The sequence below is a fragment of the Flavitalea sp. genome (assembly GCF_035489435.1).
GTDB lineage: Bacteria > Bacteroidota > Bacteroidia > Chitinophagales > Chitinophagaceae > DATHKG01.
In genome coordinates, this window is record NZ_DATHKG010000154.1 from 1 (window position 1) to 16,837 (window position 16,837).

At 42.4% G+C, this 16,837-nt stretch carries 12 protein-coding genes; 5 read left to right on the forward strand and 7 right to left on the reverse strand.

Features of this window, described 5'->3' with window-relative positions:
• Positions 1 to 124 precede the first annotated feature (124 nt).
• Complete coding sequence (locus tag VK664_RS23585; protein ID WP_461401174.1) at positions 125 to 709, reverse strand: Crp/Fnr family transcriptional regulator; 585 nt, start codon at positions 707 to 709, stop codon at positions 125 to 127.
• A gap of 208 nt (positions 710 to 917) precedes the next feature.
• On the reverse strand, positions 918 to 2,066 hold the full coding sequence (locus VK664_RS23590; protein ID WP_461401175.1) for a tetratricopeptide repeat protein: 1,149 nt from the start codon (positions 2,064 to 2,066) through the stop codon (positions 918 to 920).
• Positions 2,067 to 2,203: 137 nt separating this feature from the next.
• On the opposite strand from VK664_RS23590, the gene VK664_RS23595 reads away from it, so the two are divergent.
• From VK664_RS23595 to VK664_RS23615, 5 genes are all read left to right on the forward strand, one after another.
• Positions 2,204 to 4,222, forward strand: a complete 2,019-nt coding sequence (locus tag VK664_RS23595; protein WP_461401176.1) for a beta-L-arabinofuranosidase domain-containing protein — start codon at positions 2,204 to 2,206, stop codon at positions 4,220 to 4,222.
• Between the two features lie 215 nt (positions 4,223 to 4,437).
• A complete protein-coding gene (locus VK664_RS23600; RefSeq protein ID WP_461401177.1) occupies positions 4,438 to 5,016 on the forward strand; it encodes a Crp/Fnr family transcriptional regulator in 579 nt (192 codons plus the stop codon).
• Between the two features lie 99 nt (positions 5,017 to 5,115).
• Positions 5,116 to 6,048 carry a ring-cleaving dioxygenase gene (locus tag VK664_RS23605; protein ID WP_461401178.1) on the forward strand — a complete coding sequence of 311 codons (933 nt, stop codon included), beginning with the start codon at positions 5,116 to 5,118 and terminating at the stop codon, positions 6,046 to 6,048.
• Between the two features lie 74 nt (positions 6,049 to 6,122).
• Complete coding sequence (locus VK664_RS23610; protein ID WP_461401179.1) at positions 6,123 to 7,073, forward strand: ring-cleaving dioxygenase; 951 nt, start codon at positions 6,123 to 6,125, stop codon at positions 7,071 to 7,073.
• Positions 7,074 to 7,380: 307 nt separating this feature from the next.
• Complete coding sequence (locus tag VK664_RS23615; protein ID WP_461401180.1) at positions 7,381 to 8,019, forward strand: alpha/beta hydrolase; 639 nt, start codon at positions 7,381 to 7,383, stop codon at positions 8,017 to 8,019.
• Positions 8,020 to 8,165: 146 nt separating this feature from the next.
• Here VK664_RS23615 and VK664_RS23620 read toward each other — a convergent pair whose 3' ends face one another.
• The 5 genes from VK664_RS23620 to VK664_RS23640 form a co-directional block, all read right to left on the reverse strand.
• Positions 8,166 to 10,220 (reverse strand): right-handed parallel beta-helix repeat-containing protein, encoded by a 2,055-nt coding sequence (locus tag VK664_RS23620; RefSeq protein WP_461401181.1) that lies wholly within the window; start codon positions 10,218 to 10,220, stop codon positions 8,166 to 8,168.
• Positions 10,221 to 10,382: 162 nt separating this feature from the next.
• Entirely contained in the window at positions 10,383 to 11,375 is a 993-nt protein-coding gene (locus VK664_RS23625; RefSeq protein WP_461401182.1) for a DUF4466 family protein, read from the reverse strand.
• A gap of 25 nt (positions 11,376 to 11,400) precedes the next feature.
• Positions 11,401 to 11,823: a hypothetical protein gene (locus VK664_RS23630; protein WP_461401183.1), complete on the reverse strand. Its 423-nt coding sequence runs from the start codon at positions 11,821 to 11,823 to the stop codon at positions 11,401 to 11,403.
• A gap of 30 nt (positions 11,824 to 11,853) precedes the next feature.
• Entirely contained in the window at positions 11,854 to 13,701 is a 1,848-nt protein-coding gene (locus tag VK664_RS23635) for a RagB/SusD family nutrient uptake outer membrane protein (protein WP_461401184.1), read from the reverse strand.
• An 11-nt stretch (positions 13,702 to 13,712) separates the two neighbouring features.
• On the reverse strand, positions 13,713 to 16,823 hold the full coding sequence (locus VK664_RS23640) for a SusC/RagA family TonB-linked outer membrane protein (RefSeq protein ID WP_461401185.1): 3,111 nt from the start codon (positions 16,821 to 16,823) through the stop codon (positions 13,713 to 13,715).
• Between the last annotated feature and the right edge of the window lie 14 nt (positions 16,824 to 16,837).

Consider the following 16,837-nt stretch of genomic DNA (forward strand, 5'->3'; position numbering starts at 1 on the left):
GAAATTTGAGAACTCAAAGGTGCATCAAGAGGAAGGCCTGAAACGATGATAAATGATAAAAAAACCTGTTGACAAATGATAACAGAACCAGCGGGGGAAATGAAGAAATGTAAAGCAGTGATTTTTATTTTTTTGCTGCCTGATGGCGAACCCGGCTGAGGGTTTCCTTAGTAATGCCAAGATAAGAAGCAATCATATGCTGCGGAAAGCGTTGCAAAAATTCGGGATAAGTATTTACGAAATCGGCATAGCGCTTTTCAGCCGAAAAACTAATTGAAGCGGACAATCTTTTTTGAGCAGCGAAAGCATGATGTTCGTCTAAACTTTGTCTCCATTGAGTCAAAACCGGAATTTGATTAAACAAGTCCATTGAATCGGATTTTGTAATGATCAGCACATCGGTATCTTCCCAGGCATCAATATTATAAACCGAGGGAGTGAGCATCACAAAACTTTCGCGATCCACGGCCAACCAATTTTCAATTAACAAGCGAACAATGTGTTCTACACCTTTGTCATCAACAGTATATTGCCGCATTGCACCTTTAACTATAAATGCACTGTATTTACAGACCTGACCTTCCTGCAAAAAGTATTGTTTTTTCCTTATTTTTTTGGGTACAAAAGTATTTTTAATCAGTTCTACCTCGCTATCAATAAGCGGTGTTGAAGTGTAACTGTTAATATATTTAATAAGCGAATCGTGCATTAATTTGGTAATAAGGATTCTTTACAAAGATAGCGTGCAGGCAGACAACTACTCCCTGAGCAGTAAATCGGTTAAAAAATACTCTTTTGTTTGTAGAAATGGTCATTTCCCATCTAATTTTAATGCATAAGGAGGCAGGTTATATAACTCAAATTGACTTTCCCGGGCGTAAATGACTATAAATGAAAATTATGAAATAAATCATATTTTATTTCAGATCATTCACTCTCTGTCTCACATATTTTGTCGCTTTTATTTCTTCCGCGTTCTGAGGTTTTGCATTTCGGAGATAACGACTATAATATTGTTTAGCCTTTGGGATATTTTTTAAATCTGCTTCATAGATTCTTCCGCTATTGTAAAGTAATACCGGGTTTTTGAAAAGATAGTAGCCCGTATCATATTGCGCAATGGCCGGCTTATATTGTTTCATCGCTTCGTAATTCTCCCCAAGTTTATAATAATATAATTCAGCTGTTTTTGAAATAGCAGAGTTCAGGCAGATTTTTAGCAATTGATTGCTTTTTTCAAAATCAAGCAGTTTAGCATAGGATCTTGCCTTGAAATAATAGATTGATTCCGTAACGATTTCTTCTTTTTCTGTGTATTCGCAAACCCTGATGCAATCCTGGAACCTGTTAAGATTATAATAGCAGAAAATTAAATGTGTGATTGTTGTAATTGAATTCTCACCCAGGCTTAGCAATTTTTCACCGGGATCAACTGCCTCTTCGAACCGGGATACTTCGTACGCAGATTTAACCCTGAGTCGTAAATATGAATCATTCATTGAATCCGCTCTCAAACCAATATCAAGAATGCTGTCTGCCAGCTTATATTCTTTTGTAACAATTAATAATCCCGCGAGCCCTGCTACATTTTTGTAATCAGCGGGGGCCATTGCGTAAGCAGCTTCAAAATAAAAACGTGCAGAATCATTGTTGTTTTTTCTTGCCCATAATTCACCTAAGCGACGGTTATGAGAAGCTTTCTTTGGCTCAAGCTGGCGTAGACGCTGATAAAAGTTAAGCGATTTATCGGCTTCGGTGCCGTAATTTATTATTGCCAGGTATTGGTTAGCGGTAATACTATTCGAATCGAATCTGTGAAGCAGTTCGTAATGGCGCCTGGCCTGGGGATATTCTTCCTGCATAAAATAAGAATAGCCCAGGTAGGTATTAACGAGCTGGCCGGTTGTGTCATGATTAAACAAAGGTTTCAGGTAGGCAATTGCTTCTTCAAATTGCTGATTCTGAAAATAATCGTTGACGGTATTTTTATCAACGGCATTGACCTGGGAGAAAGAACTAATAGAAAACAAGGTTAATAAACAAGAGATAATCAGTGTTTTCTGCATAGATAAAGTGTTGGATTATGGTTTTGATGGTAAAAGCCATCAGCATAGATGCAAACCGGCACTTATTCCATACGCTTCATGCCATTTGATCATAATGGTTATATTTGAAACCTACCAAACGACATCTTTCATTCATTATGAATTGTAAATTAATACTGGCTTTAGTGTTATTGCTTTCAGGCGAAGCTGGAATCAGTCAACAATTGAATCCCGCCCTGGACGTAAATCGTGCACCGCTTCGTAAAAATGCTTACAGCGAACTTCCCATCGGTGCCATAAAACCCGAAGGTTGGTTGCTTGAAATGCTTTTGCGACAAAAAACCGGCGCAACCGGTAACCTCGATACTTTATACCCGCTGGTAATGAATAAACGGAATGGATGGCTAGGTGGCGATGGGGATCAATGGGAACGCGGACCTTATTGGATCGATGGCTTATTGCCACTGGCATATATTCTAAATGACAAAGAACTTATCAATAAGGTAAGGCCCTGGATAGAATGGACAATCAAAAGCCAGCAACCGGATGGTTATTTCGGGCCATCGAAAGACTATCCCCGGGAAAGGGGTTTGCAAAGAAATAACAGTCATGACTGGTGGCCGAAGATGGTAATGCTGAAAGTGTTAAAGCAATATTATTCAGCAACAGGCGACAAACGGGTTATTAGCCTGCTCACGAATTATTTCCGTTACCAGTTGAAAGAATTGCCTTCCAAACCGCTTGATCACTGGTCGTTCTGGGCCAGGTATCGTGGTGGCGATAATTTAATGGTAGTATACTGGCTTTATAATATTACGGGTGACAAATTTCTACTTGATCTTGGTGAATTGATTCATAAACAAACTTTTGATTATACCGATGCATTTCTCAATACAGATTTACTCGCCCGTACGGGAAGTATACATTGCGTGAATCTTGCCCAGGGTTTTAAAGAACCGCTCGTTTATTATCAGCAACATCCGGAACTACGATATCCCGATGCTGCAAAAAAAGGGCTTCGCGATCTGATAAAATATAACGGCATGGCACATGGGCTTTATGGTGGCGATGAAGCTTTGCACGGCAACAATCCAACCCAGGGATCGGAACTTTGCAGTGCCGTCGAGATGATGTTTTCACTGGAGACAGCATTACAAATTACCGGTGACATCACTTATGCAGATCAGCTTGAGAAAATTGCATTTAATGCGCTACCGGCACAAACTTCAGACGATTATATGGGCCGCCAGTATTTTCAACAGGCGAACCAGGTTATGATAAGCCGTCATACACGCAATTTTGACGTGAACCACAGCGGCACAGATCTTTGTTATGGTTTGCTTTCGGGTTATCCCTGCTGCACATCTAATATGCACCAGGGTTGGCCTAAATTTGTGCAAAACCTTTGGTATACTACAGCTGACCACGGAGTTGCTGCCCTGGTTTTTGCACCTTCGGTTTTAACAACTGTAGTTGGCAAAGGCACCGAAGTTTCGATAAAAGAAGAAACCGGCTACCCGTTTCGTGATAATATAAAATTCACTATAAATCTGCCGAAGAAAACCAATTCAATTCAGTTTCCTTTTCATTTGAGAATTCCATCCTGGTGCACGGAAGCGTCACTGACTTTGAATGGAAAGGAATGGAAAAAAGTCAAAGGCAACCAGGTTATCGTTATCGATACATTATGGAAAACAGGAGATGTGATTGATTTGAAATTACCCATGCATCTTTATTCTAATACCTGGTATGAAAACTCTAGATCCATTGAAAGAGGTCCGTTGGTTTATGCTTTAAAAATGGGTGAAGAAACCCGCCCGGTAGTGAATGATAAGGATCCGATAGAATATGGCCGCTATTATTATGAAGTGCGTCCGACTACAAACTGGAACTATGGCTTACCCGCACCTGCGATGAAAAAAATGGATGAAGCTTTTATCGTAGATGTAAAGGAAAACCTGGCTTCATTTCCGTGGAACCTTGAAAATGCTCCCATAATCATAAAAACAAAAGCCCGGCGAATTGATTCATGGCAGTTATATAATGAGATGACGGGCCCGATTCCTTACAGCATGATACACGGACTTGAACCGGAGAAAAATGAGGAAGAAATTATACTTGTCCCATATGGATGTACTCAATTAAGAATTTCACAGTTTCCTGTCACTGGCAGATAGAAAAACAGCGCTTATGGATGGCTGATATCAGTAAATAAATCGAGGTAGATGAAGAGCTGATTCGCAAACAACATGAGCTCCTTGACCTGGAAGAAGAAAAAATATCTGTGAAATTCAAAAATAATGAGCTGAGATGAAGACAGTATTTCAAACACAGTATCATTTGATTTGCTTCAACGCAAGCCTTGTATTAGAAACGAATCTTATCTTTAAATATGTTTGATAAGATCAATGCTCATGTCTCCAGGTGTGCCTCGTTCTCCAATGCCGAACTCGAGGTTTTCAATACTTTGCTTCAGGCAAAATCTTATCCCAAAAAAACGATGCTTTTGCAGGAAGGTGACATCTGCAATTTTGAAGCTTACATAAATAAAGGATGTATACGGAGCTACTATATTGATGAAAACGGGTTTGAATTAACTATGCAGTTTGCCGTTGAGGATTGGTGGGTTAGTGATGTTACCAGTTTTCATGAACATCAGCCTTCAAATATGTTCATTGAAACCCTGGAAGATTGCGAAGTCCTTGTTTTAAATCCTGGAACAAAAGAACTACTCTTACAACAAGTGCCTGCTTTCGAACGCTTTTTCAGGATCCTGATCCAGCGGCATTTGACGGTTGTGCAAAACAGGCTTTTTCAAACAATAGCATGGCCGGCCCAGGAACGATACCTGGATTTTCTAAAACATTATCCGGACATCCCTCAACGGGTTGCACAGCATTATATAGCCTCTTATCTCGGCATATCCCCTGAATTTCTCAGTAAGATCCGTACCAAGCTGGCAAGAGGTTGACCACTGCATCATTCATGTTTATTATTTCAATATTTCTTAATCCAGTTCAATGGACAGGTCTTTGGGTAATCTGATATTTGTGGAGTAAAAAATAAAGATATGAACACAAGGATAAAAGGCTTGCACCACATAACAGCGATTGCGGGTAATGCAAAAAGAAATTTTGATTTTTACACTGAAGTGATGGGCTTAAGGCTCGTTAAAAAAACCGTGAATTTTGATGATCCGGGTACCTATCATTTTTATTTTGGAAACGAAAATGGAACACCGGGAACAATTCTTACCTTTTTCCCCTGGGAAGGTATACGCCAGGGACGCGCCGGTACCGGGATGGCTACTGACATCGGTTATTCTGTTCCCGCCGGCAGTCTCGAATTCTGGCAGGACAGGTTTAAACAGTTCAAAGTAAAAACCGATCCACTGGAAGAAAGTTTTGGCGAGCAGTTTTTGCCTTTTCGTGATCCTGATGGTTTGAAGCTTAGATTAGTTGTTCCAAAAGAGAACGATGATCGTACACCATGGCAATCAAATGAAGTAAAAGCAAATGTGGCTACCAAAGGTTTTCACAATGTGGTTTTAACACTTCAGCGTATCGAACCTACCGCGGAAATATTAACTGATATACTTGGTTATACCTTATTATCGCAGGAAGGCAACAGGTATCGCTATATAACTGATGCCGTAAAAAATGCCTCAATCGTTGACCTCTATGCATCACCGTCTGAACCAGCAGGCATAAATGCGGGTGGAACAAATCACCACATCGCCTTCCGGGTTGAAAATGATGAGATCCTGATGCAATATCGCGAGAAAGTACTTTCAAAGGGACTTGGAATCACACCGAAGATCGATCGCGATTATTTCTTTTCACTTTATTTCCGGGAACCGGGTGGGGTTTTGTTTGAAATCGCCACTGATAACCCGGGATTCACCATCGATGAGCCACTTGATCAACTCGGTTCGGGTCTTCGTTTGCCAAAACAATACGAAAGTGCAAGGGAAAAAATTGCGCAGATGCTACCTGCATTGTAAGAAGTGGACTTTTAGGGTATAGGACTTTTGGAGTATAGCTTAATAAAAGTAACATCATCTATAAAACTCAATCAATGGAAAAACTAGTGGCCGGTATCCATCATGTAACGGCAATTGCCTCTGATGCTGCAAAAAACATAGATTTCTATGCTGGTATCCTTGGATTGCGGATGGTTAAAAAAACGGTCAATTTCGATGCCCGGCAGGTGTATCATTTTTATTATGGCAACAGCCATGGATCTCCGGGAACTATACTAACATTTTTTCCTTACCAGGGACTGACAGGGGGCAGGCATGGCAAAGGTATGTTGAATACCACAACATTTTCCGTCGGCATTGATTCAATAAGCTTCTGGCAGGAAAGACTTGATCGTTTCAAAATCGCGCATAAGCCACCCAGTGAGCGTTTCCGTTCTGAGGTAGTAATATACCTGGAAGATGGTGATGGTCTTGGCCTGGAACTGATTTTCAACGACCGCGACACGAGGCAAGGTTATGCAAATGGAAACATACCTGTTGAACATAGTCTTAAGGGATTTTACAACGTCGAGATCTGGCATGAGGGCTATGAAAGAACAGCTGCTATACTCGAAGAACTGGACCACGAACTGCTGTCACAGGAAGGCAACCGTTTCCGCTTTGCAGCAACCGATCATCCTGGTAACTATGTGGACGTACTCTGTTCACCTGAATCACTAAAGGGCCTGAAAGGCAGTGGAACAGTAGATCATGTGGCTTTCAGTACTCCTGATCTGCAAACACAGGCAGCAGTAAGGGAACGCCTGGTAAACCGAAACATTGAAGTAACACCGGTGAAGGACCGAAACTATTTCTCATCCATTTATTTTCGCGAACCGGGTGGAGTACTTTTCGAGATTGCCACGGCAGGCCCTGGTTTCCTCACAGATGAACCTGAACAGGAACTTGGACTGAATCTAAAGTTGCCTGCTCAATTTGAAAGTGACCGACTTGCTATAGAAGCCGCACTGCCACCGGTAAATTTTAATCCGGCATTATACAGATAAAAGAATCAGTATCGAGTCAGTTGCCGAAACCCCGACAACCATAAGATCAACAACCATAAAATCAATTTATCAGAACACCGGTCTATAAACATAATATCAATCATCAGAACTCTGATCAACAACCATAACATTGATCAATCAGAACTCTGATCAACAAACATAACATCAATCAATCAGAACACCGATCAACAAACACAATATCAACAAATACAACATCGATCAATCAGAACACCGATCAACAAACATAACATCAACAAACATAACATCAATCAATCAGAACACTGATCAACAAATTCAAAAATTCAAAATGCACACAAAAAAAATATTAACAGGTGGCAAAAAATTGTCAGAAGCAAAAAAAGCCCTAATCATGATCCATGGCCGCGGGGCAGACGCAAATGATATACTTGGTCTCGCAAAATACCTGGCAGTATCAGATTTTGCATTGCTGGCACCTGAAGCAACCAATAACACCTGGTACCCGCAATCTTTCCTTGCACCTAAATCTCTCAATGAACCCTGGTTGAGTTCAGCGCTTTCAATGATCAAAGAAACAGTAAAAGAGATAGTAGCGGCTGGCATACCAGAATCATCTATATATTTTCTCGGGTTTTCTCAGGGCGCCTGTCTTACCCTCGAATACGTAGCGCAGAATGCCACAAAATATGGAGGAGTCGTTGCTTTTACCGGTGGACTGATAGGCGATAAAATTGATCGTAGTATCTATAAAGGTGATTTTGCTAAAACACCGGTGTTTATCGGCACCAGCAATCCCGATCCACATGTGCCCGTAGAACGCGTGAATGCCACAGCTAATATTCTGAGCGAAATGAACGCCTCAGTTAGCCTTAAAGTTTATGAAAATATGGGACACACCATCAACAACGATGAAATCCTGCAGGCCAACAGCCTCATATTCGCGGCCTCATCGACTGTCAATAAATAAATAAATAAATTTAATGATCTATTACACAAATAATTCTAAAGCAGTTTGGAAACCAAGTCAGTGGTGTGCATGCTCACAATCCACTCATAACTCATAACTCATAACTCACTCATAACTCATAACTCATAATTCATAATTCTCTTGAACTATTCCATTACGATTACTCGCCCACTCTTAACCTGCGCTTCCCCATCTTTATTTTGAGTATAGGTATTTGCGTTATTTTTTAGCTCCTTTGATGAATATGCTTCCAGGCCATAAGCACCATTGAACTGTATTCGGTTATTGCTGACCGTTATACCGGAAGAACCCTTTGATAAAAATTCTACCATAATACCACTGCGGTCATTGCCTTCGATCAAATTCCCTGAGACCGCTATGTCACTGCTTTCGGCAATCTGAACCCCATAGTACGCATTACGCGCAATTTCATTGTTGCTGATATTAACCTCTTTACTATGTGCAAGCGAAATGCCGCTGCCAAAAGGAGAAGTGCCAAGGCGACTATTCGTTACCGTTACCTTGTCGCAGTGCGTAAGTAATATATTATGTTGCAATTTAGGACCAGGTACGGCATTGCCGCCATTTTCAGACAGATCGCAGGCTTGAATGTTAACATTGCTTGCGCCACTTATGAATAGCCCGTTGTATGTGCAATTAAGCAAGCTCACATTTACCAGGTTTATATTTTTCATATGACCCTCTTTCAATGCACGCAGTATGATACCTCCGCGGTTGTAATTGCCCCGGTAAGATCTTGTACTGTTTGGGTCACTGTGTACTTCCGTGCGGTTGGATCCCTCGATTTTCAAATCCCGGATGGTAACATCATGCATATCATAGTGATCGTTAACCATCGCATCACGCATTCCTTCGGCGGAAGGATCGAGAAAGACAATTGTTTCAATTCCCTCTCCGGCCAGGGTAATTCCTGAAGGCAGTTTCAGGGTAGCTGGTAATTTATGAATACCCGTTTTTAACAATACCCATTTCCCGGTGCCTGCAGACTGGTTCAGGGCAGCCTGCACAGATTCGCCGGGATGCACGATGATTGCATCCTGTTTTACAGTCCCAGGTTTATAAACCTGTGCACCGGCTATATAACCTATACCCACCGGTTTCAACTGCAACTGATTTGTAGTCTTATTCCCATAGTCGCTTCTTACTGCTGTAAGAATGCTCCTGGAACTGCGGGATCTAGCAGAATCAGCAGCCATTTTGGTATATGGCATATCGATGCCCCTGGCTGTATAATGACGGTATACATATTCGTAATCATCACGAAGGGCCTTCGCTCTTTCAGAAATCGGTCCATATGAATGAGGTTTTTCACCCATCAGGAACCTGGCTGTGTATTCGTATCCGAGGGCAAGGCGATTATCTCCCGCAGACAAGAGGTCTTTACCCTGTGTATATGCGATTTGGGCTGCTCCTGCAAATTCTCCCAAACCTAGTTGGACATGCCCCTGATCGCGGGTGCTTTCCTGGCATTGACCGCTTGGATAAACATATTTAAAAACACTTCCGTTTACCGGGCCGTAGAGGTAATGCTCGATGGCGTTATTAAACATCTTCCGGTTGTCTGTAAAAATGGAAATAGCAAGGATAGAATGAATGATTGCCCCATCCCAGTTACCATTGGCCTGCGGATAATAAAAACGGAACAAAGGATAGTAAGCTGTCAACAGCATATTAGTGAAACTATCAACATCCTTTTGTTCCCAGCCAGCATCAGTATATCTTAGTATTTCAGCAGCGTTACATAGTTGGTGACCCGTCCAGGCTGCCAGCAGCTTGGCATCATTGTAATCAAAATCCCATAATACCGGTGACCAGGCATTCAGGATCTCAATGGCTTTCTGTGCATATTTTTTATCACTTGTAAGATACCACATCAAAGCATAGTTGTATGCCATGGACGCGCTTCTTGACAGGTCATCACCGCCGATGTTTGGTTTGCCATAGGGCCCGCGTAATACATGCGTATGTGGATTGACTTTAAAAACAGTATCAGTTGCTGTTTTCAATCGGTTAAATGCACTCTTGTAAGGCTCCTCTCCTGCCTGGACCTTTTTCTTCATCAAAGCAAGATCATTTGAATTCTGATCGATGCCCGGATGTATAAAAGCCTGAGCAGAGCCGGATATTGTGCATAGGTTAAAAATGAAAAACAAAAGGCAAATGGCAATCGCTTTGTTCATATATAATTGATAATTCTTTGAGAAAATCATAAAGCGGTAAATGGAGTCGTGAAGAGCCTCTTTACCGCTTTACGAATAGAAAGAAATTCATAACGCGCCTGGAAAGATAATAAATTACGACGCGATAATCATATGCCGGATCTGGTCGGGATTATACCGGAATTAAAGCGCATATCTTTTAATACTGATTTCGGCTGTGCCAGCTGCGTTTACTGAATTGAGAAATACATAAGCACGGTATTTACCATCGGCTGTTTCCACCCATACACCCGCTTCAGCTCTCAGGTTGATAGCAAAATTTGGCGAATCAGCCAGGTTTATCTCCTGGAAATCCCTGTCGTCGATATAAATTCCGAATTGGAGATTCGGAGCGAGCTGATTATCCTGAAGATTGAACACCTTACGCATTTTTGTGCTGCGGTTTACCCCGACAGGCAAGGTAACACCAGGAAGATAGGCCGGATCGGCACCGGGTGAAACCAAAGCATGGTTGAAAGCGCTGGTAGTGGTATTCCTGAACAAGTAAACAAGATCGATTTTGCCGGCATTTGCAGCTGCATTGACACTATTATATACAGCCATATTTTCAATAGAGATATAAGCCACATTGTTGTTGCTTACTTTCAGGTAATTGACCTTATCCATTTTTGAAATGGTGTAAGGACCAAGATTATATGTTGCCGTCTGACCATTACTACTGGTAACACTGAATTTAAAGGAAACAGTCTGGCCTTTTGCTTCAGGCGGTATCTTATAGTAATACCGAAGTGTGGCGGCCGAGGTATCCTTGTTAAAGGTGACCGTAGTGGTATTGCCAGTGGTAACGGCAGCTGATCCCACAACTACACCCACGTCAGCCCCACTATTACTGGTGTAGAAGGATCTATTTTCCAGGTTTGTTCCTGTAGCCCCGGCAATGGTTGCTTCTACCTGTGCCGAAGCAAGTTTACCCTGTTCAGGCTTAATAGCCATTGCATAGGCGAAATTAATCGTATCCCCGACAATGTTAGGACCCAGTGTTCTTTTGAGCGCATCATTCTGAAGTACGTCTTTTGCAACGGGTAGTTCATAGGTTTGCTTTTTACAACCGGCCAGGATCAACATTGCTGCAATCATAAAAGCCGAATACTTTGAATATATTGATTTGCGTAACATCGCGTCGATTTTAATTGGTGAACTACTATTTGGGTTGAACAGTTATATAAACAGTATAAGGCTTTTTTACCTGGCGGTTTCCGCTTATGACGGTCCAGATTTTTGGATTAGCCAGGTCAGAAAAATCTACTTTCCCGGGAATTTTCGGATCCAGTTTTGCATCTGTGATCAGGGTGAACTGCGGATAAAGATTCTTAAGATCAGTACCGTATTGTACTTCCACCCTTATTGTTTGGGCCAGTGTATCAATGGCTGCTGTTTTAGTTCGAACTGTTACGAAGTCAGCACCAAGCAATTCGAAATTACTAACATAACATTCGGATCTTGTTGTGATGAGCAGGCCATCTTCATCAATCGGCTGGTCTTTTTTACAGGAAGTCCAAACTGTCAGCATCAATAGTGCTGATAACAACAGGCTGGTATTTTTTATTTTTAATTTGTGTTTCATGATTTTTAATTTTTCAGATGGTCAGTATGATTATCTCCACGGAATGTTTTGAGTGAGATTAGGATTGCGGTTCCGTTCACTTTCAGGTATTCTGAAAATATAATTTTGAGAATAAGTGATATCAGAAGTGTTTTGATAATAACGTTGCTGATTCGCACCCCAGGTATCCTGGCGCCAAATTCCAGCGCTGCCTGGTCCACCCCAAACTCTTTCAATTGCTCTCCATCTACGAAGATCATAACCTCTTTGACCCTCTGCAGCCAGTTCGACAATTCTTTCCTGCTCAATCGCATCGAAAAAAGCAGCTTTACCTGCAGTCTTTGCAGCACCAAGTGGTGGCAGATTACCACGATGACGTACCTGGTTCACTAAAGCAATTGCATCTGGTTGAGGACCTGATACTTCGTTGGTGGCTTCGGCATACATCAGATACACATCAGCAAGGCGAACCACTGGCCAGGCAAAATCACCCTCACTTCTGCCTTGCCCCGCGTAATTGCGGACAAATTTCCTGAACACATATCCTGAATTGACACCATCTGTGTTATAAGTGGTATAGGTGACACCGCCAATCACAACCTTGGCGGCCCAGGTCTGATAGATAAATGGAGTCCATCCTGTAGAGGCAAGTGAAATCATACCAATGCTGGTTTCATAATCCCACTGGATAGTAGATTTCATCCGGTAATCCCTGCTCCTGTAACTGTTAGGGTTAACCGAAGAATTTAATGTTGTTCTTGCAGCTGTATTTGTTGTTGGATTCAGCTGAACAAGTTTTGGTGCAAAATCACCGGTTGTTGTCAACTGGTACCTGTCTGCAATCTCATATCTCGGCGCAACCCAGCACTGTGAACCTTCGTGTGAGCGACCTGAAAAGTCACGCATCAGTTCTTCGCCCTGGTCAGTGCCGATACCGCCGTGTGTAAATACCATTACCATCTCAGGATTACCATTCGCCTTTGGCGTAAACAGGTGATAATAATTTGGTAATTTTTCCGCAGCGCCCAGTGAATCAATTTCACCGGGATCACCATTCAAATAAAGCGTGTGTCCATAATCATTTATCACAGATTTGAAGTCGACTGCTGCAGCCGTGAAAGCGGCAGTAGCTTCGGCAGCATTTTGTGCGAAACCTTCCAGCTCGGGCCAGCCATTCTTTTTCCAGCTTGCCCAATAAAGGTTTAATTTTCCTCTGAGCGCCAGTACGGCCGATTTGGAAGATCTTCCCAGGGTTGAAGCTTTGGCAGGAAGTTTTTCGAACGCATAAGCGTAGTCGGCGAGTATAGAATCTCTGACCTGTTTAATTGGCAACCTTGGAAGCAGTGCTACATCATCGTTAGATTCTGCAACCTTTGTAAAGTAGGGAACATCACCCCACATGGAGATCAGTTTGAAATAAGACAGGCCCCTCAGTAAACGTGCTTCGCCCATTATCAGCTCCATGTTTGCAGCTGAACCGGTACCTTCGGACTGCATCTTCTGGGCATTAGTGATAACATAGTTAGCACGGTTAACAGCTCCATACAGGAAACGGTACATCTTGTCGAAAGAACCTCCATAACCTGAAGGATCATAGTTCGCTCCGTTATATGCATCTCCAAGCCTGAGATTGCCACTGGTAGTACTGGTACCACGGACGCGTGTATATTCGCCATGTCCATCCATATAATAGTCACGGTCAAAACATGGTCTTACCGCGGCATAAAGTCCGTTCAAAGCTGCCTGTGCATCTGCCTCTGTAAGCCAGAAATCTGATACTGCCACCTCTGTTGTCGGTGCCTGGTCCAGCAGGTTCTTACGACATGAACCGATGAGTAACACACCTAATCCGCATGCGGTAATAAGAAAAGCGTTTGTTATTATTTTCATTTTTTTCATGATGGCAGCTTTTAGAATACAAGTTGGATTGAAAGAGAATAAGCTTTGTTAATCGGATACATGTTGTTATTGTTTCCGGCTTTTTCTGGATCAAGTCCGCGGAATTTTGTAAAAGTGAGAAGGTTTTCCATCGAACCTGCTATCCGGAGATTAGTAATATGTGCTCTTCTTGTTATTGAAGCAGGAATATTATAACCAAGCTGAATGTTTTTTAAACGGATATAACTCATATCATCCAGCCAGAAAGTAGTAGTGGTAGTGTTATTACCACTTCCACCGAGTCTTGGCCACTCACCTCCCCGGTTTTCCAGGTTCCATGGATTGTTCCAATGTTCCCAGGTAGATGCATATCGGGAAGCTCCGAAATTCGGGTTGTTGAACGCGTTGATCCAGAAATCTTTTCTTCCGGTTGCACCCTGAAGGATGAAGGCAAAGTCAACTCCCTTATAAGAAACAAATCCATTCAAAGAAGCAAATGTGGTTGGCCTGTCTTTTTGAAATTCAGGTACCGCTTTCATATCATTTGCATCGATACGGCCATCGCCGTTAAGATCTTTCCGGATCAGATCACCCGGCTGAATTCCCTGTGGTGTATTTTTATAAACATCTTCCCAGGTTTGGGCGACGCCGATATCCTCATAAGTATAAAGGAAGTTATAAGGCAGGCCGATAAAAATATTATTACCGGAGTTCTGTGCGCCCCTGCCTATGAACTCATTCCACTCTTCAAGCTTGGTCTGGTTATAAGATGCATTAAGTGTAACGCCGTATGCGAAACCTCCGAGATTTTCCTTCCAGGTGATATTAGTTTCAATACCACGATTGCGCATGTTACCGATATTTGTTCTTGGTGCATTAATGGCACCAGTCAGTAAAATGGAGAATTCTGAAGGCCTGTTCATGCCTTCGGTCAAACGATCATAGTAATCTACCTCGACCGTCAGCCTGTTGTTAAGAAATCCAAGTTCAAGACCTGCATTAATAACACTGGTTTCTTCCCAGGTAAGAAATGGATTCACCAATTTACTGTTTACAATACCTCTTGCAACGGCACCGCCAAGCATATAATGATTACCATTGAGCGTTTGTTGTTGCTCATATCTTCCTACTCCACTATTATTACCCAGCGTACCATAAGATACTCTCAACTTACCGTTGCTGAGCCAACTGCTGGTAAGTTCCTTCATGAAATTTTCTTCTGTAAATCTCCAACCCAATGCAACTGAAGGAAACAAACCAAACTGACTACCCTTCAGAAACTTGGAAGAACCATCAACCCGGAAGTTTCCTTCGAACAGGTATTTTCCGAAGGCGGTGTAGTTTATTCTTCCGATATAAGACTGCAGCCCTTCTGTAGTAGAACCACCACCAGTACCCTGAACTCCAGTCAGCGCAGCATCAACTTCACTAAGTGATGGATGCAGGCGATCGTTTCTAGAAGTGAATTGTGTCCGATCGTACCAGTACTCTTCACTATATACAAACAATGCACTAAGATCATGATTGGTTCCAAAAGTCTTGTGATAGTTCAGACGGCCATTCAGCAAAGTTTTATATCCTGTGAGCGTGGTGTTGCTGATACCGGCATTTGCACCCACGTATACACGGCTACCGAATGAGTTTGTCTGGAAGTTAAAAGCCTGGTTAGGTATGTTTGCATTGTATCCAAACTGGTTATAATAGTTAAGACCAAAGTCAACAGTAGCGGTGAGGCCTTCAATCGGAGTCCAGTCCCAATACATAATAGCATTTGCCTCCTGCCTTTCCTGGCGTGTCAGCATGTTCACGTATACGGTATATGGGTTGTAAGCCTGCGGATCTTCACCATAAGCCATCACCCCGCCAAAGTTTTTTGAAGCCGGGTCATAAGGTGTTAAGCCCGCAATGGCATACTGCATATCAAAGCCAGCAGTATTCGTTGGAGCAGGATCGGTAAAACCTTCTTCCAATGCATAGGTAATGTCAGACCAGTTACCGTTGAACTTGATGCCGGTATTCATATTATTCCGGATCTTATAATCGAAGTTGAACCTGGCGTTGTATTGTTTATAGGTATTATTGATCTGTAATCCAACTTCATCTTTCATACCAACTGAAGCAAAAAAGTTCGATTTATCATTGCCACCTGTTGCAGATAAATTATAGTTCTGGAATGATCCGTTTTGCATAATCACGTCCCACCAGTCTGTATTTGGATAACGAAGCGGATCGATCATTCCAAGCGCCATCCACTGATCAACGGTACCATTCTTAAAAAGCTGGTTACCCTGCAATGTATTAACCGCCGCACGACGCTGATGTAAGGTTAGTGCCCGGGGATAATCAGCCATGAACTGATATCCTTTTGTTGGAACTTCCAGTGCCAGGTTGGTTGTAAAGTTTATTGAAGTCTTTTTCTGCCCCCTGCCCGACTTGGTTGTAATCAGGATTACACCATTTGCCGCACGTGAACCGTATACTGAAGCTGAAGTCGCATCTTTTAATACCGAAACTGACTCAACATCATTTATATTGATGCGGTTGATGTCTACATCAGGCATACCATCCACTACCACTAGAGGTCCGCTGTTGTTCACCGTACCCAGGCCACGGATCAGCAATTGCGCATTATTGCGGCCAGCCATACCCGAATTCTGGACAGCAGAAAGACCAGGTACCAGGCCGCTTAACCCCGCCGAAATGTTTGGCAGCGCCCTGCCCGTAATTTTTTCATCAACATTTACGGTTGAAACTGCTCCTACCAGGTTAACTTTTTTCTGCCTGCCATAACCGACCACCACTACATCAGTCATTGACGTCACTTTTGATTGCATACCGATATTGTATTCGTTACGCTCATCTACTTTTTCCGTCGTTGTTTCATGGCCCAGGGAAGAAAATACCAGGGTTGAACCTATTGCAGCGTTAAGCGTGTAACGCCCTTCGGCATTGGTTGTGGTACCAGTTTTGGTGTTTAAAACCGTCACAGAAACGTCCGGGATCGGCGCACCCAATGAATCCTTCACCACCCCTGAAATCGATTTCATTTGTGCAAGTGAAAAAAGAGGGGAAAGAAGGATTAGAAAAACAATGGAAGACACGAATAAAGGGACCTTTATTCGCAGATGGTGAGTCTGTGGCATAAGCAATCAGTTTT

What these genes read in the sequence shown, in the direction of transcription:
- VK664_RS23585 (WP_461401174.1), bottom strand. Translation starts at nt 709, where the DNA reads ATGCACGATTCGCTTATTAAATATATTAACAGTTACACTTCAACACCG.
- VK664_RS23590 (WP_461401175.1), bottom strand. Translation starts at nt 2,066, where the DNA reads ATGCAGAAAACACTGATTATCTCTTGTTTATTAACCTTGTTTTCTATT.
- VK664_RS23595 (WP_461401176.1), top strand. Translation starts at nt 2,204, where the DNA reads ATGAATTGTAAATTAATACTGGCTTTAGTGTTATTGCTTTCAGGCGAA.
- VK664_RS23600 (WP_461401177.1), top strand. Translation starts at nt 4,438, where the DNA reads ATGTTTGATAAGATCAATGCTCATGTCTCCAGGTGTGCCTCGTTCTCC.
- VK664_RS23605 (WP_461401178.1), top strand. Translation starts at nt 5,116, where the DNA reads ATGAACACAAGGATAAAAGGCTTGCACCACATAACAGCGATTGCGGGT.
- VK664_RS23610 (WP_461401179.1), top strand. Translation starts at nt 6,123, where the DNA reads ATGGAAAAACTAGTGGCCGGTATCCATCATGTAACGGCAATTGCCTCT.
- VK664_RS23615 (WP_461401180.1), top strand. Translation starts at nt 7,381, where the DNA reads ATGCACACAAAAAAAATATTAACAGGTGGCAAAAAATTGTCAGAAGCA.
- VK664_RS23620 (WP_461401181.1), bottom strand. Translation starts at nt 10,220, where the DNA reads ATGAACAAAGCGATTGCCATTTGCCTTTTGTTTTTCATTTTTAACCTA.
- VK664_RS23625 (WP_461401182.1), bottom strand. Translation starts at nt 11,375, where the DNA reads ATGTTACGCAAATCAATATATTCAAAGTATTCGGCTTTTATGATTGCA.
- VK664_RS23630 (WP_461401183.1), bottom strand. Translation starts at nt 11,823, where the DNA reads ATGAAACACAAATTAAAAATAAAAAATACCAGCCTGTTGTTATCAGCA.
- VK664_RS23635 (WP_461401184.1), bottom strand. Translation starts at nt 13,701, where the DNA reads ATGAAAAAAATGAAAATAATAACAAACGCTTTTCTTATTACCGCATGC.
- VK664_RS23640 (WP_461401185.1), bottom strand. Translation starts at nt 16,823, where the DNA reads ATGCCACAGACTCACCATCTGCGAATAAAGGTCCCTTTATTCGTGTCT.